24 protein-coding genes are annotated in these 26,507 nt (G+C 56.7%); 20 read left to right on the top strand and 4 right to left on the bottom strand.

The window, feature by feature from the left end; genetic code table 11:
* The first annotated feature begins 8 nt into the window (after window positions 1–8).
* Entirely contained in the window at window positions 9–311 is a 303-nt protein-coding gene (locus H5P28_RS00220; RefSeq protein WP_185673715.1) for a hypothetical protein, read from the top strand.
* A gap of 240 nt (window positions 312–551) precedes the next feature.
* Window positions 552–1,448 (top strand): hypothetical protein, encoded by an 897-nt coding sequence (locus tag H5P28_RS00215; RefSeq protein WP_185673714.1) that lies wholly within the window; start codon window positions 552–554, stop codon window positions 1,446–1,448.
* Between the two features lie 44 nt (window positions 1,449–1,492).
* Here H5P28_RS00215 and H5P28_RS00210 read toward each other — a convergent pair whose 3' ends face one another.
* Window positions 1,493–1,879: a hypothetical protein gene (locus tag H5P28_RS00210; RefSeq protein ID WP_185673713.1), complete on the bottom strand. Its 387-nt coding sequence runs from the start codon at window positions 1,877–1,879 to the stop codon at window positions 1,493–1,495.
* Window positions 1,880–1,932: 53 nt separating this feature from the next.
* Between H5P28_RS00210 and H5P28_RS00205 the strand changes: the two genes are divergently transcribed.
* From H5P28_RS00205 to H5P28_RS00120, 18 genes are all read left to right on the top strand, one after another.
* Complete coding sequence (locus H5P28_RS00205) at window positions 1,933–4,170, top strand: hypothetical protein (protein ID WP_185673712.1); 2,238 nt, start codon at window positions 1,933–1,935, stop codon at window positions 4,168–4,170.
* Between the two features lie 77 nt (window positions 4,171–4,247).
* Entirely contained in the window at window positions 4,248–5,339 is a 1,092-nt protein-coding gene (locus H5P28_RS00200) for an AAA family ATPase (RefSeq protein WP_185673711.1), read from the top strand.
* A gap of 5 nt (window positions 5,340–5,344) precedes the next feature.
* Entirely contained in the window at window positions 5,345–5,665 is a 321-nt protein-coding gene (locus H5P28_RS00195) for a hypothetical protein (protein WP_185673710.1), read from the top strand.
* Between the two features lie 5 nt (window positions 5,666–5,670).
* Window positions 5,671–5,928 carry a hypothetical protein gene (locus tag H5P28_RS00190; RefSeq protein ID WP_185673709.1) on the top strand — a complete coding sequence of 86 codons (258 nt, stop codon included), beginning with the start codon at window positions 5,671–5,673 and terminating at the stop codon, window positions 5,926–5,928.
* Window positions 5,925–6,170, top strand: a complete 246-nt coding sequence (locus H5P28_RS00185) for a hypothetical protein (RefSeq protein WP_185673708.1) — start codon at window positions 5,925–5,927, stop codon at window positions 6,168–6,170. Before H5P28_RS00190 ends, H5P28_RS00185 begins: the two co-directional genes overlap by 4 nt.
* Window positions 6,167–6,577, top strand: a complete 411-nt coding sequence (locus tag H5P28_RS19635; RefSeq protein ID WP_185673707.1) for a helix-turn-helix domain-containing protein — start codon at window positions 6,167–6,169, stop codon at window positions 6,575–6,577. The genes H5P28_RS00185 and H5P28_RS19635 overlap by 4 nt, the downstream gene beginning before the upstream one ends.
* A 4-nt stretch (window positions 6,578–6,581) precedes the next feature.
* The gene (locus H5P28_RS00175) at window positions 6,582–6,758 is read left to right on the top strand and encodes a ribbon-helix-helix domain-containing protein (protein ID WP_185673706.1); all 177 of its coding nucleotides are present in this window, start codon (window positions 6,582–6,584) and stop codon (window positions 6,756–6,758) included.
* A gap of 2 nt (window positions 6,759–6,760) precedes the next feature.
* Entirely contained in the window at window positions 6,761–7,285 is a 525-nt protein-coding gene (locus H5P28_RS00170) for a DUF551 domain-containing protein (protein WP_185673705.1), read from the top strand.
* 3 nt (window positions 7,286–7,288) lie between these two features.
* The gene (locus H5P28_RS00165) at window positions 7,289–7,714 is read left to right on the top strand and encodes an ASCH domain-containing protein (protein ID WP_185673704.1); all 426 of its coding nucleotides are present in this window, start codon (window positions 7,289–7,291) and stop codon (window positions 7,712–7,714) included.
* Between the two features lies 1 nt (window position 7,715).
* Window positions 7,716–8,231: a host-nuclease inhibitor Gam family protein gene (locus H5P28_RS00160; protein ID WP_185673703.1), complete on the top strand. Its 516-nt coding sequence runs from the start codon at window positions 7,716–7,718 to the stop codon at window positions 8,229–8,231.
* A gap of 29 nt (window positions 8,232–8,260) precedes the next feature.
* Entirely contained in the window at window positions 8,261–8,698 is a 438-nt protein-coding gene (locus H5P28_RS00155) for a hypothetical protein (protein ID WP_185673702.1), read from the top strand.
* A 2-nt stretch (window positions 8,699–8,700) separates the two neighbouring features.
* Complete coding sequence (locus H5P28_RS00150) at window positions 8,701–8,952, top strand: hypothetical protein (protein ID WP_185673701.1); 252 nt, start codon at window positions 8,701–8,703, stop codon at window positions 8,950–8,952.
* 5 nt (window positions 8,953–8,957) lie between these two features.
* Window positions 8,958–9,614 (top strand): hypothetical protein, encoded by a 657-nt coding sequence (locus H5P28_RS00145; RefSeq protein WP_185673700.1) that lies wholly within the window; start codon window positions 8,958–8,960, stop codon window positions 9,612–9,614.
* Between the two features lie 129 nt (window positions 9,615–9,743).
* A complete protein-coding gene (locus tag H5P28_RS00140; RefSeq protein ID WP_185673699.1) occupies window positions 9,744–10,100 on the top strand; it encodes a hypothetical protein in 357 nt (118 codons plus the stop codon).
* 336 nt (window positions 10,101–10,436) lie between these two features.
* A complete protein-coding gene (locus tag H5P28_RS00135; RefSeq protein WP_185673698.1) occupies window positions 10,437–15,566 on the top strand; it encodes an Ig-like domain-containing protein in 5,130 nt (1,709 codons plus the stop codon).
* On the top strand, window positions 15,566–23,143 hold the full coding sequence (locus tag H5P28_RS00130; RefSeq protein WP_185673697.1) for an RHS repeat domain-containing protein: 7,578 nt from the start codon (window positions 15,566–15,568) through the stop codon (window positions 23,141–23,143). Before H5P28_RS00135 ends, H5P28_RS00130 begins: the two co-directional genes overlap by 1 nt.
* A gap of 2 nt (window positions 23,144–23,145) precedes the next feature.
* Window positions 23,146–23,442, top strand: coding sequence for a hypothetical protein (locus H5P28_RS00125; RefSeq protein WP_185673696.1), 297 nt, complete (start codon window positions 23,146–23,148; stop codon window positions 23,440–23,442).
* 137 nt (window positions 23,443–23,579) lie between these two features.
* Entirely contained in the window at window positions 23,580–24,107 is a 528-nt protein-coding gene (locus H5P28_RS00120) for a hypothetical protein (protein ID WP_185673695.1), read from the top strand.
* A 93-nt stretch (window positions 24,108–24,200) separates the two neighbouring features.
* On the opposite strand, the gene tnpC is transcribed toward H5P28_RS00120, so the two are convergent.
* From tnpC to tnpA, 3 genes are read right to left on the bottom strand one after another with little or no spacing between them, the layout of a single operon-like run.
* Complete coding sequence (gene tnpC / locus H5P28_RS00115) at window positions 24,201–25,700, bottom strand: IS66 family transposase (RefSeq protein ID WP_185673694.1); 1,500 nt, start codon at window positions 25,698–25,700, stop codon at window positions 24,201–24,203.
* 59 nt (window positions 25,701–25,759) lie between these two features.
* Window positions 25,760–26,104, bottom strand: coding sequence for an IS66 family insertion sequence element accessory protein TnpB (tnpB, locus tag H5P28_RS00110; protein ID WP_185673693.1), 345 nt, complete (start codon window positions 26,102–26,104; stop codon window positions 25,760–25,762).
* Window positions 26,098–26,448, bottom strand: a complete 351-nt coding sequence (gene tnpA / locus H5P28_RS00105; RefSeq protein ID WP_185673692.1) for an IS66 family insertion sequence element accessory protein TnpA — start codon at window positions 26,446–26,448, stop codon at window positions 26,098–26,100. The genes tnpB and tnpA overlap by 7 nt, the downstream gene beginning before the upstream one ends.
* Window positions 26,449–26,507 lie beyond the last annotated feature (59 nt).

The following is a 26,507-nucleotide window of genomic DNA, read 5'->3' as shown; positions in this document are numbered from 1 at the left end:
AGAAAGATATGTCAATAACCAAAGACATCCAGCAAGCCGCCAAATTCCTTGCCCAGAGTGAGTCTGGACGGAATGCCCTTGAAGCACTCGAACGCCTATTCAGCGGGCGGCGGCTCGATTGGCAGGACCGATTGTGCTTACAGCTATTGATCCAGCATCACTACGAAGAAGATCCATTAGTCCGCACCCCTAATGACGCCTCGAAAAATGCGGTTTTCAGGACGCTAAAAGCTATCCGCAAAGAGCGGATCAAACGCTGGAGGGCCGAGGAAGCTAAAATCCTTAAAGAACTTAGGCGCAGTCAAGTATGACACTGTTTCGGAAATTATGGGGCTGGTGGGCCGCTCCGAGAGAGCGCACCTGGTTTTACTACATCCCCGATACTTGCACCGGGGAGAAGCTGAATGCGGTTCTGCACGAGGCCATTCAGAAATTTGCCGACGGTGATCGCGCTCGGGTCCTGTGGTCACCGAGTCATCCTGAGCATCCCGGCCGTCCCCATTACTGCCCGCACTGCGGCGCAAAACTCAAATCCCAATCCGCATCCCTTCATGGCAAATCGTAAAACATCCACCGTCACCCCGACGAGTCCTTCCGACACGGGCATTCAGTATGTGCCACTGTGGAAGCTTGTCTTCGACCCGGAACTGCAGATGCGCGTCGGTGAACTCGACCAGGTCCATATTCAGAACCTCGCCGACATCCTGCGTGAAGAGACCAAAGCCGAACTGACACCGTTAGTTGCCTTCACCGCCGCGCCCGATGATCCACATTGGATGGAAGAGGACGACGATCCCATCCGCTACTACGTGGCGGATGGCTTTCACCGGGGCGCGGGCTACCGCGTCGCCCGGGGCGACGACTGCCTCGTCCCCGTGGTGACACCGGGCGGCGGACGGGCCGCCGCGCTCCTGTACGCCTATGGGGCGAACGCCGACCAGAACACCAAGCCGCGCACCCGCAAGGACATTCGCAAGGCGGTCAAAGAGGCCCTGCGTAACCACTACTTCGCGGCGACACAAGACAAGGTGAAATTCACCAAAATTTCCTTACGCCCTAACGGCGAGCGCTTTACGCATTCTCACATCGCGGAAATTTGCCGCTGTGACCGTTCAGCGGTGACCCGCATCGCCAAAGAGCTGGAAGCGGAACTGACGCCTGCGGCCCCGGCGCCGACGGCGGGGCGTGGCAGGCCGAGCGGGGGCGGCGGCGGAGCGGGCCATGAGCAACTGGACTTCTGGGCGCGGCTGCGGGACGGCTACAGCCACGCGCTGGCCGCCGTGCGCGAGACGCGGGACGACCAGGAGTTTCTCTCCGCCGTGGACGGCGACCCGCTGCGAGCGGCGGAGGAAATCCGGGCCATGCGCACGGCCCTGATCGACGAGTGCCGCGCCCTGCGCGAGCGCGAGATGGCGATCCGCGCCAGTGTCGCGAAGGCGAAGCGGTAATTCTTAACCCTCAACACTAGAATCATGGAAAATCATTCCCACACTCAGAAAGTAAAGACGGATTCAATCCTGTTCACCGAGTCAGGATCGGCGGCGATGAAGGCCACGGCCCTGATGGAGCCGGAAGCATCCTTATCGACCTTGCATATAATCGCTGAGGAGCGGACGGCGTGCTCTAGCAAGTCCAGAAGCGTGAGTTCAGACCAATCTTCGCTTGGGGCGTCTGATAAACCCAAAGCTCTCTGACATTTGGCGATGTCCTTCTCGTGCGTCAAACACAAGGCAATCGCCATACGCGGGCCGATACTGGCCCGAACCGATTCATATTTGATGCCGGTTGGCTCCTCCAGCGCTTCATCACGAAGCTCGGACAAGAGGATATTTCCCCAGCGTTCATTCACCATCTGCACCAAGCGATCCATCGAATCCATACCGTCGAGCAAATAACCATCCGTCCCAAACTGCAATCACTATCAACTGTATTATGATCTCCGACCTCTCCCTCATCCCCGCCGCCGAGACCTCCCTGTCCGCGAGCAGCGCGCCGTTGGCCCAGCCGACCGTCGCGCCGCTGGCCGGGGCGCAGTTGCTCGGCTTCGCCGTCCCGGCGGCGGAGGCGGCGGACTTCCTGCGCCAGCCGCTGGAGGTGAGGATCGAGGTGCGCAACCTGCTCACGCTCTTCACCGTCATCCACCGGGCGGACCGGAAGATCGCCGCCTGCAAAAAGCTGGCCCGCGAGACCGCCTGCTCGTGGAAAACCCTCTACCGCAAGTACTGCCTGTACGTGAAGGGCGGGCAGAAGGAGGACGCCAGCGGGCGTCCCAGCGGGGCGTACTACGAGCCGCATGACTGGCGCTGCCTGCTCAAGCGCTACAGCAACGGCGGCAGCGGCCTGCCGGAGGCATTCGTGGAGTACCTGGTCAACGAGTACGCGAAGACCACGCGGGAGAAGGACGCCTTTCGCAGCCTGCATCAGCGGCTCGAACTGGACTGGCTCAAGGGTGTATCCATCCCCGGATACGGCACGGCGGACGAGTGGTACGCGGCCCGGCACGAGCCGCGCCCCTGCCGGGAGTTCCTGCACCCGGCGGAGCGCCCGCGCGGGTGGTCCTACGAAAACCTGCTCACCGTGGTGAACAAGGCGCTGCCCCGGGCCGAGCACAAGCGGGCGGCGCAGGGGCACCTCAGCCGGAGCGCGAACCACTTCTCCGCGCAGTTGCGGCGCGACCGCTCGCAATTGCTGCCCTTCCAACTGCTGACGATGGACGACGTGCGACTGGACCTGCAGGCGCTGATGTTTGTCGATGGCAGGTGGCAGGTCGTGTACGTGGAGGCGCTCTTCGTGATCGACGTGGCGACCGGGTACATCCTGGCCTACGGCCTCAAGGGCGCGGCCACGCGGGGCGAGGACACCGAGCAGGGCCGCAAGGCCGGGACGAAGATGTCCATCAACGGGCGCGATGTGCGCCACATCGTCCTGCAGACCCTGCGGCGCACCGGGCTGGCCCCCTGGCCGATGACGCTGCTGTGCGAAGGCGGCACGGCCAAGCTCGACCAGGCGGACGAGGTGGCCCTGCTCACGCAGCTGACGGGGCGCTTCGACCTGGAGTCCACCGGCAAGGGGCGGGGCACGCTCCTCAAGTCGGGCTTCCGCGAGGAGTGGGGGATGCCCCATGTCAAGGGCTGGGTCGAGTCGCTCTTCCGCAAGGTTCACACCATGCTCAATCACCTGCCCGCCACCACCGGGCGGCGCTATGACCTCTCCCGGGGCGACCTGCCCGCACGGATCGACTACACGAAGGCGATCATCGCCCGGGCCGAGAAGCTCGTGCCCGGCCCGCTCGACCCCCGGCAGCCGATTTTCCAGCAATTACGCCTGCCGGTCCTGACGGTGGACGAGGTCAACGGCACTGTCGGTGAAATGGTCCATGCCCTGAACTGGCGGATCAACCACAAGCTGCAGGGCTTTGACCAGGTCTTTGAATGGCGCGACGCCGCCGGGCAGTGGCGCACGATGGACGAACTGAACGCGCTGCCGCCGGAAGCCCGCACCGGGATCGACCTGCACGCGCGCATGGAGGCTCCCGCCGAGCGCCTGCAGCGCCTGCTGATCCCGCACATGGACGGTTTTGAGCGTCTGCCCGAAGAGGCGCTCCTGCCCCTGTACCTGGAAAAACGCCTGGCCACGGTGAACGGCGCCAGGATCAGCATCCAGGCGAAGGAACTGAGCACGGAGCCGCTGCGCTACCGGCTCCCCGAAGACGAGGGGCTGGAGGAGTACGAGCGGCGGGAAAAAGGCGTCCTCCTCTATCTGGACGCCGACCTGGCGACCGCGCACCTGACGGACGCGACGGACGGCAGCTACCTGTGCGCCCTGGAGCGCGAACTGCCCACGGACATGACAGACCAGAAGGCCATCCTGCGGGACGGCGGCGCCGTCCACCGCGAGCGCGAAGCCGAGCTGGACCACGTGCGCGCCTACCTCACCCCAACCGAGGAGGCCCATGCCGCCATGCGCGAGCACAATGAGGATGTCCTGGAGGCCGCGACCGTGCCCGGCGTTTCCCTGGCCCGGGCCATGCGCGAGGCGAAGGCGCGACCGGCCCCGAAAAACCCGCGAGCAAGCAGCCCCTTCACCCGCAAACCGGACCCGGCGCTGAACGCCGAGCGCGCCCGCCAGACCGCCGCGCACGCGGCCATCGCCCGCGACCTGATCGACTGACCCTTTCACAAACAACGAGGCCCGGTGCGTAGCAGCGCGCCGGACCCCTTTAACAACATAAAATAAGGAACTATCGTATGTCACAGACATCCGCAGCAGCCGCCGATGACGGGGGCAAGCAAAATTACCGTTCGGAAAACGGGAAAAAACAGGTCATCCTGCGCGATGACCACATCCTGCCGCGCCTGGAGATTTACCCCGAGGAGGTGCGCGACGGCGTTTACTGGCTCGCGGGCTACGTCCGCGAAGAGTGCGGCCGCGACCTGAAAGTGCTGGAGGCCAAGTGCAAGGCGCTCGGACTCTCCCGCAGTTGCAGCCACACCTATTTTACCAAAATCCTCAATTTCACGTACCCCTTCGCGGCGGGCCGCGAGGACATGCGCCAGAACTTTCTGGCCACGGTCGAAGCCCTCCAGGGCGACGCCGAGACCTCCGCGCGGGCGGGACGGGTGCCCTTTTCCGAGAGCACGGTCTGGCACCAGATACGCGATTACATCGACGTGCGGCGCGTGCGAGACGCGGTCTGCCGCTTCGGCCTGGTGGTCGGGGCGACCGGCTCGCAAAAGACGGCCTGCTCGAAGCACTATCGCGACCTGTACCCGCAGTATGTCGCGTATGTGGACGCCCCGGCACGCCCGGTCATGAGCGAGTTCATCACCGACCTGGCCGCCTGCTTTGGGGGGCCGGTGGGAGAATCCCGTTCGAAAAAAGAGCAACGCATCGCCGGGGCCGTGAGGGCCAACCGGACGATCATCGTTGAAAACATCCAGCGGCTGCACCGCGAGGACAAAGGCTGGCAGCAGCCGATCTTCGACTACCTGACCAAACTCCAGGACGCCACGGGCTGCACGGTCATCATGACCTGTACGGTCGATTTCCTCAAAAAATTCCAGACCGGCACGGATGCCGGATACTTCGAGCAGCTCGAAGGCCGATGCGGCGGCGCAGAGGAGTTTCTCATCCTGGACGAATGGCCCTGCCGCGCTGACTGCCTGCAGGCCGCGAACGCCTTCGGGCTGGTCGATGCCGAGCGCTATGCGGCAGAGCTGGAGAAAATGACCCGCCGACGAGGCCGCATTCGCATCCTCTACAACCGGCTGCAAAAGGCCGTCCGCCTCGCGCGCGCCGAAGGCGTGCCGCTCACCTATGACATCCTGACCTCTATCTGAGCACTATGAAACCGCACACCAACATCTTCGCTCACAAAATCGAAATGCAGAAGGAAGAAGGCATGGCTGTCCTCGGACTTTACGACCTGATGAAGACGCTCCTGGCCGAAGCCAAAGAAGCTCCCGATCTGGCGGGCGGCGTTCCTTCGGTCGGATTCCTCAACGACCCGGATGGCTGGATATTGTCGCTTTGTCTGTTTGTCGATGGTCAGCCTGCCAAGCCGATTTTCGCGGTGCGGGCAGACTCCCCGCAGGAACTTCTCGGAAAAATCCTTCATTGCCGGGCGGAATCCACCCGGCAGGCGGGCAAACCCTCTAACAACTGATTGCCATGAGCAAAGCCTTTGAAGATGGCTGCTGGGCAGCCAGAAACGGCCTCCGGCGCGAGGCCAACCACTACGCAGACGCCACGGCCCGCCAGCACTGGTATCGCGGCTACGACGGCACGCGGGCCGGGATGATGCGCGAGGCGCAGGCCGAGCCGCCGCCCGTGAGCGGCCACTATGTCGAGATCCCGCTGGCGGTCATCATCGTCGTGGCGGGGACCGTGATCACCATTGTCTCGCTCCTGAGCGGAGGTGGCCAATGAGCCCCGCGCATATGACCGGCCCCGACGCCGAGGGACAGTGGACCGCCTGGGACCGGCGCCCGGGGGAGCGTATCGTGATCCAGACCGCCGACGCCCGGCAGGCCGGGCGGGCCATGCGGCAGGTGCTGGCCTCGGACCTGTGCGGCCGGGGCGGCGTCGAGCCGGGCGGGATCGCCGCCCTCAACGGCGCGGGCCGCGCCCCGGCCGCCCTCGCCGCCGAGACCGAAAGGAGCGAGTCGTGAGCGCGTTATCCCGTTACCTGGACCGTGACCGGCTCCGTTTCTCCTGGACCCTCGACCAGACCGCCATCGAGCGAAAGATGGCCACGATCCGCGAGGTGGTTTGCCGCGAGACCGGGATGAGCGTCGAGGTCATCATGTCGCCCATGCGGGTGGCAGACATCGCGATCCCCCGCATGCTCGCCATGTACCTGTGTCGCGAGCTGACCCGCGCCCCGCACCGCGTGATCTCTGAATGGTGGGAGCGAGACCGTACGACCTCCATGTACGCGGGCAAAGTCATCCCCGGCTACGCCGAGAAAGACCCCGACTTCGCCACCCGCGTGGCGGCGATCCGCACAGCCTGTGAAAAGGCGCTGCACGAGCTTTCCAACTCTCAACCCCAAACTGAAACAACCAACCAAGGATAACATCATGTCACAGCAAACCAGCAACCACGGCCGGGCACCCGGCAAAACGCAAATCTCCATCAGCCTGCCCGCCGCCCTGGTGGCCAAGATCGACCGACTGGCCGAGGAGGAAAACCGCAACCGCAGCAACTTCATCGCAACCGAGATGGAGAAGCTCTGCACAACCTGCGAGGGCAAGTAGCGATGAGCACTTCTGATACGCCGAGGACAGACGCTCGTGTGGGCGAAGTCTTTCAGCCCCGGGAGTCGGCTTACGCCGACCCCAGGGTGAGCGAAGGTTACACCGAGATCGTGGACGCCGATTTCGCGCGGGGCCTTGAGCGGGAATTGGCGGGCAAACACGCCTTCCCCGATCCGCTGAGACGCAAATTCATCGACGCCGTCCATGGGGCTTCCCAGTCCCTGCTCGACGGTGTCGAACGTCCGAGCGACCCCGAAACCGCCGCCGACTATGATGCGATCCGGGCGGGCCTGCGGCGGATCGAGGAGGGCTGGCCAGATGTCTGGAACAAGGCTCGTGACAAAATGCCGACCGGCCCGATCTGCCCCGTCCTGGGAATCACCAGCGAGGGCAACTTCGCCATCGCCTGGGGGGCGAAGGTGACGTTCCCCGACCGCGAATCCAACCTGTGGCTGAACGCCGACGCCGAGCCGATCAGCATCACCCACTGGGTGCCGCTGCCGGATAAACCCGACATTGAAGACTGAGTCATGAGTGATCCCGCACTTGAACGCCTGGTGGCCGAGTATGGCCCTTGTCTCGCGCTGTCAATCCGTCAGCCGTGGGCATGGGCTATCCTCCACCTGGGAAAGAACATCGAGAACCGCAGTTGGCCGACGAAATTCCGGGGACGGTTCTTTATCCATGCGGCGAAGGGCTGTACCCGCGCCGAGTATGAATACGGCATTTGCTTCGGGCGCTGGGCATCCAACTCAGACAAATACCGGCAGAAACGCATCCCCGCCCTGCAGGACATGGACCGGGGCGGCGTGGTCGGCGTGGCCGACCTCGTCGCCTGTGTCGAGAGTTACTCCTCGGCGTGGTTTGCAGGCCCCTACGGCTTTGTCCTGGAGAACGTCCGCCCCGTTCCCTTCGTGCCCTGCAAGGGGCGACAGGGGTTCTTCTATCTCTATTAATATGAAAACAACCACCACACCCAAACCCCGCCGCCGCGCGGCCATCGCCAACGACCTGGAATTTGAACAGGAGCTGGACACGGTGGCCGCGCTGGCGACGGGCAAGTCGCAACTGGAGGCGGAAAAAGCCGCCGCCCAGGATGCGCTCAACGAACGCTTCGACGCGCAAATCAAGTCGGTCGAGGCGGAAATCAAGGCCGGAGTCAGTCGGTGCGCGACCTATGCGGACAAGCACCGCGAGCGGCTCTTCGCCGGAGGGAAGGAACGCACGTCGGCCACGGCCCTCGCCGTATACGGCTGGCGGGCGGTCCCGCCCGCTCTCAAGACCCGCTCGAAGGTCACCTGGGAAAAGGTCACCGCCAAGATCAAAGAACGATGCTGGCGTTCCTTCCTGCGCGTGCGCGAAGAGCCCGACAAGGAAGTCCTCGAGCGCCAGAGCGCCGAAACGCTCCGCGAGCTTGGCCTCAAGTACGAGGGCGGCGAGCGGTTCTTCGTCCAGAACAAAGGGGAGGCGTGAGCACTCCCCACAACCGCATTAAAACTATCATGCCAAAAGTAGATCTCGAACTCGTCAAACTCGTCCTCCAGCGCAACGAGCTGGATGTGCGCCAAGTCTCCCAGATCGTGGAAGACATCAACGTCGAAATGGCCGCGATGGTCGATGACCAGGAGAAGCCGCCGCCCGTCAAGAAACAGTTCGTTATGATGGTCTCCGATCCCGAGGGCAAGCTGGCCGGGCTGAACATGGTCGGCTGGGTGCTGCAAATCCCCGAAGAGGACAGCCCCCACGTCGCCAACGAACGGCTGATCAAATCAGCCTACGCCTACAACGCCTCCCCGAAGGGCCGCCGCATCCCGGTGCAGTCCATCGGGGAAACCTGCGAAGTCGTCACCGGGAAGGTCACGAAGGAGAACAACGTCTGGATCAAAACGAAGGAGCCGATCCTCCTCGTCACGACCGACAACAAGCTCCCGGCCGTCTGAGCATGAACGGTTCCCAATCCACACCGCCTGCCGAGGGCACTGCGTACCGCCGTCGCGGGGCTACCCTCGGCGGGCGTGTGCTGGCTCGCCAGCACACCCGCCCCGTCGTCCAACGCTATGGACTCGCTCACATCTGCGAGCTGACTCTGGCCGCCCCCGGCGACTGGGAAGTCACCGACCCGGCGAGCGGGAAGGTCATCGGCCACTATACCCCGAGCCGGTTCGCCCGGCTCTTTGAACCCATCAATGAATAGCCATCATGTCACTGAACGAAAAACAACTCGCCATGTACCGGGCCGAATGGGGGAAGGTTCGCCAGATGCTTCGTCGCCTGGGCGTTTCCCCGAAAGAGGCCGACGCGGCCCGGATGGGCATTCACCGCCGCATGGGCATCCTCAACAAGGACGGCGACCCTAAGTCATCGGTCGAGCTGACCAATGCCGAGCTGACACGCGTGCTCGCTGCATTCTGGTGTTACACCACCTTACCAGAAAACAAGGTCATGGCCATGCTCCGGCAGACTCAGGCCAGCCAGGTGGCTATTATGGGACGGTGGCCTTGCGAGCAGATTTTTCTACTCATCCATGAGATCGACCCGGAGGAAATCGAAAAGGAGGGTATTCCTAAATACGTGGAGGGAATGTTCTACCAGATAAATGGCGGCTGTTACCTGGGGGGAGCGAACCCCGCGACCGGCAACGCCGAGCAGTGGCATAAGGTGATGCTCGCCAGTTGCTATCGGTATGATCAGGTGGTGAGGCGGCTCCTTGGGGAACAGGGCAACCGCCACGGCGTGCGCTACTGGCCCCACAATCACCAACGCATTCTGGCCGACCTGCAGGAGGCCGGGGTCATCGACCGGCCCGAGGAGCCCGATTACGCCGCCCCCGACGAGAACGAGGACGTGCCGTTTTAGCCGAAAAAAACATCACGAATCCGGTCCAGATCGAGTTGACTCCTCCCCCCCGTAGAGCGGTGGTGTGGACGCTAAAGGGACGCTCCCCGAGGCGCTTAAAACACAACACCTAAAAAGGATAGAATAAAGATGACTACTGTAAGTATTGACGCCCTCAAACAGGCCCCGGTCGAAGATTGCTGGGGATTTTACGGCACCCTGCGGATGAGCGATCACCTCTCGCCCGAGGAACTCCAGCGGGCCTGGGAAATCGCCTTTGACGCCATTTGCGAGGTACCCGCGCGGGGCAACACGATCCTGACCCGGAACTTCCTGCGCAGCCGCTACGGGCGGCACTTCGCGGACATGACCTGCAATTTCGCCGGGACCGTGGCCGAGCGCATTCAGCAGGCGTCCGGGGAATACGGCGTACGCAAGATGCTGGACCGGCTCATTTGCGAAGGCGGCCTGCGGGAGCTTTTCGAGGAAGACCCGGCGCTCGTATGAACCGGATCGCCAGCGAGAATTTCAAACGGCGGGGGAAACCCTGCCGTTTTTTTCGTGGCGTGCAGGCGCAGTTCAACGGGATTGAAGTCGGGTTTCAATCGTCCTGCGCTGGTGCAGCTCCGTCCGATCGGTCGGCGAGCGTTACCCAAACCTATCGCAATATGCCGCGTCTGGCGCGTGGAGTTCCCAATCGGGTCGATTCGGGCGCGGTACTCGTAAGTCATTGGTACTCGGGCTATCGCGGGATAATTCGGCTTGGCGCACGGTACCCAAGGCCCACTCCTTCATTCACAACGATGTCCGGGGCTGGTTTACCCATTGCGGATACAGTTTTATTTGAAACGCTCTAACTATGCCCCCGCCAACCTTGGGCAGGCGAAGAACATGGCTAATGCGGCTTATCTGGAAATGGAATCTAAGGGGGAGGGAAGCACGGGAAGTGAAGTGGCCTCCATGGTGGCTAATTTTTCACAGGATCCCGGAATTAACTACGCGCCGCTTAATCTTGGCCAGCTCAAGGCGCTTGCCAAGCCCTTCTACGATGTCATGCATTCGGCGGAGGGTTTTACGATCGTGCTGGCGGACGGCACGGTTATCCAAGAGCAAGAGTACCCTTGGAACCCCACAATGCCGCTCTCTGAAAACTACGCCCCCGCCAACCTCGGCCAGCTCAAGTATGTGTTTTCATTTTCGCTTGCTGACTGGCCATCGTCCTCAGACCGAGATGGTGATGGAATGGATGATGAATGGGAGCAGTTGATCATATCCGCCGGGATTACTGATCAGAATGGCGATGGAGTAATTGATGTGGCAGACGTGACAGCCGGTGGTGATTTCGATCAAGATGGTTTAACGAATAAGGAAGAGTTTTTGGCCGGCACAAACCCTGACTACGAGGGGCCCTATATCGGATATGAAAATGGATATAAGGATTTATATGACGGTTTCGACTACGCCAGTTTCGATAACTCAAATGGCTGGTTGTGGACGGAATCTCTGTTATTTTCGATGGGAAATGAAGACGATGAAAATTGGCTGATTGTTAACGCCAATGGAGGGGGAAGTCAGGATGAGCCTCGGCTTTATCAGGAGTTTGCCGGTGGTGCGAGGGAGGTTTATGTCAATTTTTCGTTGAAGGCCGATAGCGCGGGAAATTTACCTGAGATACGCATTAATGATTCGGTTAAGGTGCGGTTTTCAGATGCCGGAACCATTGAAGTTTATAATGGTTATGATTCATATCCGACTGGCGGCGAAGAAGGCCGATGGATCCAGGCAGGCACGCTGAATGGGGCCAACCAGTGGCACGAGTTTATCCTGCATGTCGATTTTAATAATCATTGGGTTCTCTATGTAGACGGCTTTTATGTGATGGGAGACTTCGGGTACTATCGGGAGCAAGTGGATAAGTTGGCGACATTGGCCTTTATCTCTGAGTCCGGAGACAGCTATTTATTGGATGAGGTACGTGTCAGAGACGACGATGATTATTTCGAAGTCGTTGATCAGGATGGGGACGGATTAATCTTAATATCCGATTACGGAGGAGAAGATATTGACGGAGATGGAGTGCTGGATGATGCCGAGGATCTGGATGGTGATGGTCATCTCGATGTGGCGGAAGATGCCAATGGCAACGGTATTTTGGATGATGGGGAAGATCTGGATGGCGACGGTAATTTGGATGTCGCCGAAGATACGGATGGTGATGGTCATCTCGATGTGGCTGAAGAATTTGCGGCTTACGATAGCGCCTACGATAGCGACTTCGATATGCTGGGGGATTATCTGGATCCTGATACCAGCGACGGAGATAACTTGGGTGACTATGTGCCTTTCCCGCTAAAGATTGTATTTCAAAACTATGCGCTTGGTTCGCTTGACGGTCAGTTTAAGTGGAGTGCTGACGAGGAGGTCGAGGTGGTCGCTTTCGGAGGCTCGGGCAGTGACAGCTCATATGGACTTAATTCGCTGATTACGGGCGAAGGCATCGCGCTGCTGAATACTGCCACCTATGGTGTAGATACACTCTATGTAAACTTACATGCTAAATTGAATAGGCGGGATCTAACGGGCATCGTGCCCGATGAAGGAGACATCTATGCCTTCAGCCCAAATGAAAGTGGATATATAAACGCCTGGGTTGATGGTGAGTGGACGGTCGACTCTTCTGATCCTCTCGCAGATGGATGGCATGTCTGGAGCATAAAGATCGATTTCCAGGCGCGTACTTGGAGCCTGAGCGTTGATGGTGTCGAGCGTTTGAGTCAGGTCCCATTTATCAACCCCGCTAAACGCTCATTGGAAAGAATCCTGCTGACTCATTGTACGGTCGATTATTTGTCGGTGGCTTACGATGAGTTGGGAGTGGATCGTGATGGAGATGGAATGCCTGATGTTTGGGAGTATGTTAATTTTGATGATTTATACCAGCGGGCGAACGACGATTTCGACGCCGATGGCTACACAAATCTGGAAGAGTATGCGGCAGGTTCCGACCCGATCGATGCCGATGAGAATGGAGATGGGCTGCCTGATAGTTTAACGATTCCGACTGGTGCATCCTTTACTGAGGTGCTGCCGTTTGAGGAGGATTTTGAGGACTTTGCCCTTGGGGATCCTATTGATATTGGGAACGTGGGAACCGTCAGCGATCACTGGAATCTTGAAGGCGATGCACAGGGGACGATTATCAACGCCATTGAGCATGATGGGGGGAGTGGACAGGTATTGGAGCTAAGCACTACGCCCGGTCCAGGAATGATCACTCACTATTTTGACTTACCCGAGGTTGAGTCCGTATGGGTAGACTATTATTTAAAACCTGTCTTCTTACCATCAATTCCGGATGCGCCAACTGCTGTGAATAGCATCGCAGTCTCTTATGTGGCGGATGGAGATGTTGGGCGTCTTTACTATTACCGCGGTAAAGACGGCTGGAAAATGGCAGATGCTGACCCCGTTGGAGTGGGTGAATGGGTTCGTATTGCTATCCTTCAGGATATCGCAGGAAAGGTCTGGTCTCTGTATCAAAATGACAAGCGCGTAACGCACCGCCGGGCTCTCTCGAGTTTTGCACCAACGTTCTATGTCTGGGCATTCGATGCCGTCGACTCCGGCTCCGTGCTATTGGATGATGTCTCGATAACTCAAACCCGGCCATTGGGTCTAGATGACGATGCCGACGGATTGTCGAATGAAGAAGAGGACGTGGACGGGGACGGGATTGTGGATGTCGAAGAGGACATAAACGGCAATGGGATTCTCGACCTGAACGAAGACTTGGATGGCGACGGCCGAATGGATGTCGCTGAAGATGCCAATGGCAATGGTGTCTTAGATCCGGGGGAGGATTTTGACGGTGACGGGCATTTGGATGTAGATGAAGACCTCAATGGTGATGGTGTTTTTTGGGCATCGGAAGATGTCGATAGAGATGGCCGATTGGATGTAGCCGAGACCGATCCGCAGAACTGGGACACAGATGGTGACTATATCAGCGATGGGGATGAACTCGCACAGGGGTCGAATCCTTTGAGCGGAAGCAGTACCGGCGATTTCGCGAGACTGCCCGTCAAGTTCGGCTTCGATCAGACACCACTCGGCGCGATTGACGGCATCGAAGGCTGGCACGCGAGTGGTGCCGTAGTTGTCGAAGACGCGAATGATAGCTCAAACCACTACCTGAGTATCGGCGGTGGGAGTTCTTTGACTAGCGCCGTCCACCCCTTGGTCCCTTCGACACTAAGCAATGATATCTACATGACCTTTAAAGCCATGCTGAGAGCAGCCGATTTGTCATCGATCGACGTGTCCACACTGGATGCTGGACAAGCGAATGTGGTTCTAGCCCTAAACGGGTCGGGTCAGCTCGTGGCCTATGACGATTACAATGACGCATGGCTGACCACTGACACAGAAATCGATTTCGAGGCCGCTTGGCAGACCTTTAAGGTATACATTAATACATTTAGGGGAACCTGGAGTTTGAGCGTTCAGGATGAAACGTTGTTTGAAAACGTTCCCTTAAGAAAACGAGGAGTGCCCTACCTTGGGTATTGGAGCTTCTATTTTGCACCCCTGCAATCAGGGGATCACATTTTGGTCGATGATATCATCATCTCTCATGAGGAAAATCCTGATCTCGGTAGTACTGTACCGACCTTACCGGTCTATCAATCGTTTGAGGGTTTTGAGGCAGGTAGCGATCTAGTTGAGAATGACGGTCATTGGAAGCTCACTGGGGCGGGCGCAAGTGCTACGATTGTCGACACGAGTGACTACGATGGCGATGGTTCGTCGTTGGAATTGGCTGCCGGGACTGCGCCAGCCAAGCTGTCATTCGCTGTGGAAGAGGCTGTTGGCTTTATTACAGTTTCCTATGCCCTGAAGCCTATTCTACTTGCGACGGTTCCGACACCCGACAAAACTTTTCCTGCTGATTTTTACTTCGATCAAAGCGGTGCTCTTTACCTAAGCAATGCTGATCACTGGTGGAAAATCGAGGGCACGACGTTTGATGTCCAGTCGTGGTATCTATTCCGGTTTGTCTACGACATAGCTGCAAATACTTGGCGATTGGATATCGATGATCAAACAGTGGCGATGGGTCTGTCCGTTACGGGATCGATGGAAAATTACAACGCCTTTGGTATTACGCACCGCTCCGGTATACCCTTGGCGATAGATACAATATCGATTGAACCCGGGGCGCCGCCGCTCATTGAGTTCGAGGGTATTGCCACGTCCTCAAGCGGAGAGGCTGTTCTTCAGCGGTACTTTGATTCTGATACGCGTATTTACCTGAACGCCACTGTTTCAGATCCAGATAGTTCCGGTTTTGACCAAGTGACCTTTTATGAGATGGGCGGAAACCTGGAAAATGTTCATGCATACATCTTCCAAGGTGAAGCGAGTGTGACTGTATATTCGAGTGATTGGAATAATGGCCCCAGTGGAGATCAGGTGTTGTACGCGGTTGTCTCGGATGATGATGGCTTTGAGACAATCAGTTCGACTATCACTGTAAACTTCTCGGAAGATGGCGATGGAGACGGCCTTCCCGATGGCTGGGAGAATGATTATTTGCTTGGAACAGGTGTTAGTAACGGGGGAAGTGCTGATACGGATCTGGACGGCTACACTGATGCGGAGGAATTGACGGCTGATTCGGATCCAACAGATTACTTTAATGTGGGCCATCCGACCATGGCGATTATTCCGACGCTGACGGTTGTCAGCGGCGATGGGCAGGGGGAGGCGGAAAGTGGTGTGCCTTTGGGTGAACCAATCGTTATCCGCATGGCCGATGCTAGCGGTAATGTATTAGCGAATGCGCCTGTCTACTTGAGCCCACAGAGTGTCGGTGCGCTCATCGGTTCTGACAGTGGAATGAGTGATGGTGAAGCTCCTTTTTCTGCCACGACAGACGCTAACGGGGAAGCCACCTTTTACATCCAGCCCTGATGAACATTATTCTTGAACGCTTTTTCTACGCTATGTCTGCTTGTTTTTATCTCTTTTATCGGATTTTGACCTGCTTGGTGTTACTGGCATTGCCATGGTCGTTGCATGCGACCCCAACATGGAATATGGGGGGAGCGGTGGACGATCCCGGAAACCTGGGGGACGGTGAAATTCCGCTAACTGACAATCCTGCTGTGCCTGGGTGTGCAGGAGCGCCAAGGGAATTGACGGGTATGGGATTCACGTCAATAGAATTTAATGAAGAGAATGGGGAGGTTGTTATCGATTACCAATTTGGAGGCTCTGACTTGGCTGTTGAGTATATGCTTCAATATACAGATGGTGATGGATATTTCGGTGATGGTGATTCAGATATAAATGAGGCTGAAGATGATCACTATTGGAAGGAGGTATTGTTGTATGGTTTTGCATCTACGGTGGATTCTAGGCCTTATGGTTCATCAGTTGATGTTTATTATGGGGTTAATGTGCGTCGTCATTATCGTGTTGTAGGGTTTGACGAATATGGGGATGTTGTGTGGAGGTCGCCTATTGGTGGAGTTATGCATTTTCAGGTTTATGACGTGCTTAAAGTGTTTAGCAATATTGATAAGGACAATGATGGTTATTTTGTTGACTCAGACATAAGTGTCAGCGAGCGTGTTAGTAGTATGAATTTTCCCGTGAGGGGTAGTTCTCGTGGATATGATCAGCCGTCTGGAGGTGGTGATATGGAAACTATTGAAAAGGTATGTAGCATCTGGACTCCGAGGTATACTGAGCATATTGGTTTGGATAGGGTTATGATTAAATATTTAGAGCATAAAAGTTATTTGATGGATATGGTTGATGGTTATGGTCATGTGTGGAGGGATAGGCACGGCTATGAGGTGCTGGGGGATATTGCTGATGTGAGTTTTAATGGCTACAATACATTGCCAGATATGGGTGAGTATAGGTCTTGGGAAGACATTGATGATAGTTGGTCGGAGTGGGTTGGAAGCTCGACGTGGATACGGGATTTTCGTGAGTTACAGGTTGAAGCTCTGAACTTTGATGTAAGAGTGTCCGATTTTAGAGGTGAATTGGGCGTTTTAGAAAAAGCGCTGTTTAACTTCGATGAAAAGGATATAAGTGTTCGAATTGATGTATATGGAAAGCCCTATTCGTATGATTATTTTAACCTAGACTATCGTGAGCCTATGGGCGGGCTTGCGTATTTTGAAAATGTCACGAGGAGCTCAAAATTGGTTGTTGAGTGGAGTGATTCAAATTTAGACGTTTATGGATATGACCCTAATGCTGAAACTGTTAGGTATTTGAACTCGCCATACACATTGAATGGAAGTCAGGTCTCTTCTTTTTCATTTACATGGAAACTTACTCCATCGTCGATTCCATCGGATGCATCAACCGTTGTTACATTTAAGTACTATCTTCCCACGGATAACGGTTACCTTTTGGCACAGACAATAGAAAAGGAGATTGTTTTCATAGAGCGCGAGAGCTCACCTCCTCCATCGCCTAACTACTATAACATCCCGATCAGCGATGCAACGGGGCCGCGTTACCGGAAGATAGCCTTGAATGGGCGACCGATAGCGGATGAGCGGCCTCAGGATGCCAACCAGAATGACGAAGCGAAGGAGGAAACCTACATTGATGCCTTCAATCTGGGCTTGGTTCATGGCGTTACGGATATTTATGTGCCGATTCAGGGCAGCGACTTGACGCTTTCGTTGCGGCGCAACCTCACGAGTGAAATTTTTTGCGAAAACAGTGGGCTGCGCCCGACCGAGGACCCGGCCAAACCCTTTGGCGCCTGCTGGACGAGCAATGTATGCTCGTATGTGAAGGTGGTGACTCCCCAGGGGCCGGATATCGATCAATATGAAGAGCCCGTGAGGGCTACCGTCATTGATGAGAACGGGCAGGCCTTTTCCTTTGTCAAGTTTGGTGACGGTTGGCTTCCCATGCCGACCTCCAGCCACGAGGCTAAGTCATTCATGACCGAACTTGAAGAAGGGGACGATTACTTCCTGTTCCGTCACAAGCACGGGAGCGTCCTGCGCTTCAATAAGCTGAGCGCGACACAGGAGGTCATGCGAGATCGTGTGGAAGGCAGTAAAAGCCAGGACATATGCAGCTATGCGCGATTGGAGACGGTTACAGACCGCATGGGATATCAACTTGCCTATACCTATTCGGACGGTGACACAGAGGGGCTGATACCAGTCAAGATTCAGGCCTGCCGACTTGGAACCGAAGAAACGGTTGGCACGCCTATCCCCGGCCTTCAAATCTGGCTGCGTCAGGAGGGAAATCGTGTTACCCGAGTCTGGGACCCCAACGGCAACGAGATCGATTACGCTTACGGGACGGTTAGTTATGACGTTTTCGATCCTCGGGTAGCGGCTAATGTGACGCAAGATATGGCTGTACTGAGTGAGGTATCCTTTGCTGATGAAAGTACTTCCACGTATACCTACGAGCATGTGACGGAAGGGGATTATACTCCGCGAAACCCAGAGGACTTGGAGGATGTCGCTCCTTACGAGGATCCGGAGAGCTTGGCGCCTTGCGACTCAATTACGCAGCATATCGATTACGAACACATCAACCTGGAATCTATTACCGACGCCAACGACCAGACTTATACATTTACCTACGGCTTTGATCACTCCAAGGAGACTTTTGTGACAAACTCTGTTGCCAGCGGGTATTATATCCAGACGGGAAACCCGCGTTATGTGAAAAAGGTAGAACTGCCGATCGGTGAGAGCACTTTCGAACTGGGGAACAACGAAGCCGGCAGGCGCATGCGTATCACTACCATTGCCGAGGATGAGGACGGAGAGGACCTCATAACGGATAACAAGACCAATTCAGTGACGGATGCTGAAGGTTTTACCACGACTTATAAGTTTGAAAATATTCAAATTGAGGTGCTCAAGCAGTTCCACCAACTCTACCAGCAGGGAGATTCTATCACCCGCTACAAGGACCCTCGCATTCTCTATTATACGACGATGCGCGTCCAGCATGGAGATTTGGGCCAGGAGGTGTATACGTTTAGCCCCAGCGCAGGCCTCGCTCTAGCTTCGGCAACCGATCTGAGCGGAAATGTGCGGAACTACTATTATACGGGTGCAGGTAACGGTATCGACGTGCCAACGGCACTTCAGGCTGTCTGGCCAAATACTTACAGCTACTATGATGATCCGACCAGTGAGAAGCAGTCGGTAACGGGTGTGGGCACGCTCCACAAATATTTTGCTTACGATCCGACCTATCGCAAGATGGTTAGCTATACGGATCCGGCGGGAAATGTGACTGAGACCATCCTGGATAAGGACTGGGAGAACGTTCCTGGGATGCCAGAGATGGAAGATATGGGGCGTCCTATCGCTGTCCGGGTATATGCTGCCGGTGGGGGAATGCCGGTCGACCAGATGGAATATGCCTACGGCAATGCTGGCTGGCCCGGCTTCAAGACAAGTCAAACCCATATCGGGCAACAGCCCGGGGATCCGGCGTGGAGCGGGAACCTCGTCACCGGCTACGCGCCTGATGCTCAGGGTCGTGTTGCTTCGGAAACAATATATCCGACTGCGGATGCCGATGGTGGAGCAGTTGCTCCCCTAACGACAACCTACCATTACGATTATAATGGAAATCTGCGCCTGGCTACAGACCCAAAGGAGCATTCGACTGGATTTGCCTATGACGCACGCAACCGTTTGACACGGACAACATTCCATGATGATAGCTATATTGAGTATACTTATGACAAGCGGGGAAACAAGGTGCTGGAGCAGGATGCAAATAGGCACCTGACCGGTTACCAGTACGATGTGCTAAACCGCCGGATCAAAGTGGTCCGGGATATGGATGGGAACCTTAGTTTTGATAGCAGTTCCAGGACTTTAACGGGAGTGGGGGCTGAGACGGACCTTATTACCTTGAATGCCTATAATCTCGTTAATTCGCTTCTTCGCACATCGGTTGTAGATGGCCCCACTACGCGCTACACTTACGACGGAATCCAACGCGTCAAAAGTCAGAGCCAGCGGGCCGCAGAAAATCCCGGTCTGACCGAGGATATTGTTACGACTTTCGTTTATGGAAAAAATTCGGGCGGTTCGGTTTTTAACGTGTCGGGCTTCAAGCCGACGCTCAGTGTTGGTCCACGTGGGTACCGAACAGTGGTTACGTACGACGAGCGTTACCAGCTGATCCTATCGCGGGTCGAGTATGCTCAGGGGCAATTCGCAGAAACCAAAACACTTTACGATAAAAACGGTAATCCGAAGTCGGTGACCGATCCATTGGGGCACACGACGCTTACTGACTTCGACGCGCTCAATCGTCCGACCCGGGTGACATTCGCGGATGCAACTTTCATCGAGACTTCGTATACGAGTACGAGGCTGGCTTGGAAGGTTGTCGATGAGATGGGGCGGGAAACGGTCACCGAGTACGATCGTGCAGGCCGGCCCATTGTTGTCCGGCAACCGCCGGTGGGGTACATTGACGAGGGCGGTAGTTGGCAGGAGGCCGGTGGGGCGGGCACCGGGCCGTCTGTAAAGACGTTTTACGATGCGGCGGGCAACGTTTCCAGAATGAGGAATCCGCGCGGCAACGAGTGGACCTATACCTACGATGCTAGAAATCGCCAAACAGAAGAGCATCAACCCTCTGTCGCCTATATTGACGAAGGCGGTGCGTCCGCAGGGGCGGCTCAACCCACGATTATTACTGGTTATGATGACGTTGGCAATATTACCCGTGTGACAGACCCGCGCAATAACACCAGCGTTACGGAGTACGACGCTGCAAATCGGCCGGTATATGCATTCACTCCGTCGGTTGAGTATTGGGATAACGGGCTCACGACGAACTATCTGGTTACGGAAAGTGTTTACGATCAGGCGGGGAATATTACTGAGACTTGGCAGGGCTACGCGGGAGCCCAAAGTGGCGGCTCCGTTAACCGGTCTCGTCGGAGCGCTTTAAACAGCTACGATGCTCTGGGGCGTCTGCTGGCGACGACCGATGCGGCGAACATCACGGTGACCAACAACTATGACGCTGAGGGTAACTTGATCAGTGTGAGAGATGGCGAGGACCAGACCACGACTTTTACCTACGACGGACTGAGCCGTAATCTGACGACAACCTATGGTGGGGGGGATACGACCACCTTGGTTTACGATGCCATGATGCAGACCGCGCGCATCGACGCCAATGGCCATCGAACGGACTATACCTACGATCTGCGGAATCGGCTGAAGGATGTGCTCTATGCGGGGGCCTCGGAGGAGAACCGCTCATACACCTATAATGGTGTCGGCAATATCCGGGCGGTTACAGAAAACAAAGCCTCGGACACGGATGTTGAATACCAATACGACGCCCTGAACCGAGTTGTTCTCGAGACTTCGGCTGGAGTCACACACCGCTACCGCTACGACCTGGCAGGCAACCGGCGGGAAACGGTTTATGATATTTTGGGGAGTAATACGCTAACGCTAACCAGTACTTACGACGCCCTTAACCGTACCAGAACAATTACTGAAGGGGGCCGGACCACCACCTATCGTTATGACTTGGCTGGTAATATTCGTGAGACCGAGCAACCCAATAGTGATATTATCAAAAGCACCTATGATAGCTTGGGCCGGAAAAAGGCCATTATTGGGCCGGGGGTAGTGGGCAGTGAGTTGTATGTCACGACTAACGCCTACGACCTGTTTGGCAATCTCAAGCAGATTGGGGAGACCTATCCGGCGGGGAATGTGACTGCGCGTACGGTAACCAACACTTATGACGATGCGAATCGGCTCTTGGTTGAAGCGATCGATTGGGAGGTGGGTGGTCCGGATGATACTGTGACGACCTATGCCTACGACGCTGCCCATAACCGTACTGGCAAAATAGTTGCAGTAGATGGTGTTCCCACGTCCAACATCACGTATTCATACGCTAACAATACGCTGAATCAGTTGGAGTCCTCGACTGATGCGATTAGCGGTTCGGAGACGACCTATACTTACGATGCCAACGGCAACCGGAGCGGTAGCGTCGCGAATGCGGCCGCGGGCGGGAAGGTCCTGAGCTACACCTATGACCGGGAAAACCGTCTGGTCAAGCTGATGGAGGGTGGTGGGGAGAAGCACTTGATCGATATTTATCCCGGCACGGACGACCAAGAGCATGCCGATCTCGCCATCCAGGCAACGTATTACACCTCTACGCCGAACGCGGTCTACCGCTACGCTTACGACTACCGGACGCGCCGTGTACAGCGGGATGAATCAGGGGCGGGCGGATTAGCCACTGTGGTGTCCTTCTCGGGGGGCACCTCCGTGCAGGAGTACGACGGAGGGGCAGGGACGCCTTCGGTCGAATATATCCGCGGTAGCGATTACGGGGGCGGTATCGGGGGTCTGCTTTACAGCTTGCGTGGCGGCACTCCTTCTTATAAGCATTACAACAGTCGGGGCGACGTGGTTGCCGCGACCGATGGTAACAGTTCTTTGACTTATCAGGCGGCCTATGAAGCCTTCGGGCGTCACGGCGACACCGCCTCCTCCGAAGAGTATATCGCTCCCGGTGCGACCCTTGACCGCCAACGCGCTAACACCAAGGACGAAGACCCGACCGGGCTCCTGAACGAAGGCTTCCGCTACCGCGACCTGGAAACGGGCACCTTCATCACCCGCGACCCGCTGGGTTTCGTTGATGGCCCCAATCTCTATTCCTACGTTGTTCAGAACCCGTGGACCAAGTTCGACCCAAGGGGGCTGAGTTGGTGGAGTGATGCGTATGCCGGATTTGATCAAATGGCGTCTAGGATGGGGATTCCCACTCCAATAACTATGATGAGGCAGTACCAACACGCACGTGATGTCCGACAGGAGGCGATTGGTGCGTATAACCTCATGAGAGAAGGTGGAAATGGCCGATTGGAATCGGGACTAACTGCCGCTGGAGTAGGATTTTCTCGTGAGTCTGGTGCGATGGATTGGTATGAGGCAGTTCAAGGTGAGAAAATCGTCAAAAATCAAGGCGGGGAAATTTCAACTACTCCGATTACAAACCCTGTGGAGGTCGCAGAGAAGAGCCTGACGGGAGCAGCTAAAATGACATTCACGGGGGTGATGGGGGCTAAGCTTATATCGAGTTTCAAGCCGACGACTGCTCCTGAGGGGAGTTCTACCTCCTTTTCTTCATCGGCTGAGACGAAGGAGTCGACTACAGTGACGGTTTCACGGTGGGGACGTGAAGGACTCAGGCCAGGTGATTTTGTAATGGAAGGTAAAGCCTCTTTAGCGAATTGGCTGAAGTCAGGCAAATGGCAACCTGGGGCTGGTAATGAATTTGCTCGCCCATCATCAGGGCAAGAGTTTCAAGTGCCTCGAAGCACATTAAAACCTCCTAGCCAAGCGGCTACAGCAACATGGGCAGATAAAGGTCCTTTTGGGGGGGTGAAAAAAATGCTTGGCCAAAGAGCTTATGTGCCTGAAAAAACTCCAGAGCCTATGCCTGAGAAAATGGCCGACCCCAAGGATTGATTATGGATATCATACAATGGATTGCTTCAGCTGTTTTACTCTTATTTGGTGGTTACATCGCCGTTATGAATTGGGCTGTGTTTGTGAATAATCATGTCTTAAAAAAACAATGGGCATCTGCTATTCCCTTTATTGGTGGATTCGTTTTGACTATGGGAATCGTTTTGTTGCCTATTACCGGGAGTTGGAAATATGCATGGATCCCTCTGCTATTGGATTGGGGAAGTGTCCCTGTTGTTATTGCGTCATTGGCCTGCTGGTTGAGTCAACCCGGTGAAAGAAATACTGATAAAGATTAAGGGGCTGACCTAGCTAAGGACGTAAAACATTCTTAGTTTAGTCGCGCCTGAAAAAGCCCTCCGTACGTAAACCCCGAAGGGGTCAGGGAGGGGCGCTGAGGGCTGCAGCCGACGGGGTCATGTCAATAATCTAAATATTGATTTATGCCGGTGTTTGTGCTGGGGTGTACGTATGGCAAGGGCTGTTCGCTTTCAGTTCGCTGGTGCGTGCGGAATTTCTCGGCCAACTGCATCTGCCCGACAGCCTGAAAGGGATGAATGCGTACGCAAAAATTTTGGCATTGGCCGATGAGTCAGACCCTGTGAAACGGGAACTCCTGAGCCGGGAATACTGTCGGGGCTGGCTGATCGGTGACGGGGCGTATCGGGAGCAGGTATTGGAGCGCATGAACAAGCTTGAGTTACGGAGGAGCCATTGCGGTGACGATGTCCGCAACCTCAATGAATATCGTTGGGAGCAGGCACTGGTAGAACAACTCAAGCAGCACGAAAAATCGTCAGAAGATATTGTCCGCGCCCCCAAGGCCGCCGATTGGAAAATCGCAATCGCCCGGCACATGCGCACCCACACCCGCGCTACCAATCCCTGGCTGGCAACAAGGCTCTCCATGGGCCACCCCTCCCGCGTCAGTAACTTAATATACAGCAGCAATGTTGAAACGTAAGCGTCCGGAGTGTGTCCTGCTTGAGTTGCCTTTGTGAGGGTGGATTTTTCTCTCTGGTAACCCTTGGGGTTTCCCACTGGTTACGATTTGGATTCAGGCTTGGGTTGCTATTGGTGACCATTTGGCAGGTGACAGAGCGCTGATGTCGTGCTGGTTGGTCATATTGGGGAGGCGCGAGAGGATGTTGCGCAGGTATTGGAAGGGTTCGATGTTGTGGCGCTGGCAGGAGACGACGATGGAGTAGATGATGGCGGATCGTTGGCCGGCCTCGGGGTGTCCGATGAAGAGGAAGTTTTTCTTTCCCAGGGCTGAGGGGCGGATGGCATTTTCCATGAGGTTGTTGTCGATCTCGGCGATGCCGTGTTTTTGGAAGGCAACGAGCTGGGGCCACTGGGAGATGGCGTAGGCGCAGGCCTTGCCGAGGGCGGACTTGGGGAGGGCCTTTCGGCTGGCGAGGGAGATGACCTTTTGCAGGCGGGTCAGCGTGATCTCATTTTCTCGCTGACGGCGGCGTTTGCGCTCGTCGGGGACGAGGTTTTCTTCGCGGTAAGTGGCCTCGCGTTCGTAAAGCCTGGCCATGAGTCGGAGCACGAGGGTGGCTTCGCGTTTGTTGGAGGCGAGGGCGTCGTAAAACTTGCGCCGGACGTGGGCCATGCAGCCCAGGGCGATGACGTCCTTGTTGCCCGAGGCATAGTCTTCGTAGGCGCCGTAGGCATCGGACTGGAGCAGGCCGGTGTATCCGTCCAGCAATGACGTCAGCTCGCCGTGTCGGCGAGAGAGCCGCCAGTCAAAGACGACGTCGCCGCCGGGCCGCGAGATGGCCCAGAGCCAGCCCTGTTCGGTTTTGCCTTTTTTGTGGTCGGAGTCGCAGTAGCGCACCGGCGTCTCGTCCGCCTGGATGTAGGGGCCCGCGAGCAAGTCCGTTCGCATGTAGTTGTAGATGGGCTTGAGCCACTCGGCTACGGCCTCGACCCAGTCTGTCATGGTTTTTCGTGACAAAGGTGCGCCCCACATGGACGAGGCTTTTTCCTGGCGGTAAAGCGGCTGGTGCTGCACGTATTTGCTTAAAACGATCCAGGCCAACAGGCCCGCCGAAGCGTAGCTGCCGTCGATCACGCGCCTGGGCGCGGGGGCCACCACCGGCGGCTGCGAGCGGTCAAGCTTGCGGCGATACCTGGGGCGAACGAGGCGGCGTTTAAACAGCTTCGGCGGGTGGATATCGACTTCAAGGGTCTCTTCTTCGGCGATCTTCTCAAAGGCTTCCGGCTCGGCCTGCACCTCCGGCGGCTCAATCACCACGGTCTCCTCCACCGGCAGGTCCTTGAAGCGCTCAGCAGGCGTTTCATGTTTGCCCGCCTTGGGGGCACGACGTTCGTAAGCGATACTTTGTTTTTCGACCGCTTCGAGTTGGCGCTCCAGGTCGTCCAGGCGCAAGCGCAGTTGAGCGCTGTCGAGCTTCTCACTTTTGCCCGCCCCGAAGAGCTGCTTTTTGAGCCAGTCCACCTGCTCGCGTAAAACCGCAATCACGCCGTTTTGCTCATCGACGATGCGCCGCAACTGTTCCACATCCGGGGAGCCCGCGTCGCTGTCCATGCCTGTATCCAAAACATGATACGATGGCCGTCAAGACAGTGTTGAGAACCGTGCTGATTTTAACGCTCGTACCACGCCTTGAGCGTCCCCTGCTTCAGGTCGATGCCGTTCATCAGCATGGTCATCGCCGCCGGGGTGATCGTCAGCTTGCGTGTGTCGCTGCCGATCGGCCAGCTCAGCCGCCCCTGCTCGATGCGCTTGGCAAACACCCACACCCCCGTCCCGTCAAAATACAGCAGCTTTAGGCGGTTGCGCGTCTTGTTCGTAAAGGCGAACAGCGCCCCGCCCTTGGGATCTTCGCCCAAGTGGTCCCGTGCCACCGCCCACAGCCCGTCAAACTGCTTGCGCATGTCCACCGGCTCCACCGCCACAAAAACTCGCAGCTGATGGGGCAAGCTCAGCATCGCAACGCCTTGACCAATGCCGCCAGCGACTGCGCATCGCCCCCGCGCAAGATCAGCCCCTCCGGCAAACATACCTCCAACAAAGAGGCCCCGCAGGACGGCACCGTCATCTCATGGAAAAGAGGTTTAGACTCGACGCCTCCACCTGCCTGACTGCGCTCGCGACGCTGCTTGAGCCAGTACACCAGCGTGTTGTAGGCCACTCCCTCGCGCCGCGCAAAGGCCTTCTGCGTCAATCCGCTCCCATCGTAGCTCTCAAGTAAACGCTCACGCTCCTCACGACTCTCGATCCGACGACCCCGACTGTCGCGCTTCGCCCCCGTATCCACCAACTCCAAATCCATCCACAAATCTTACACCAGACTGCCTGCTTTGAAAAGTGGGACCAAGCCCGGACGGTTAC

This window comes from Ruficoccus amylovorans, assembly GCF_014230085.1.
Taxonomy (GTDB): domain Bacteria; phylum Verrucomicrobiota; class Verrucomicrobiia; order Opitutales; family Cerasicoccaceae; genus Ruficoccus; species Ruficoccus amylovorans.
Note: the sequence above shows the minus strand (reverse complement) of the source record. Positions and strands in the feature narration are given on the sequence as shown.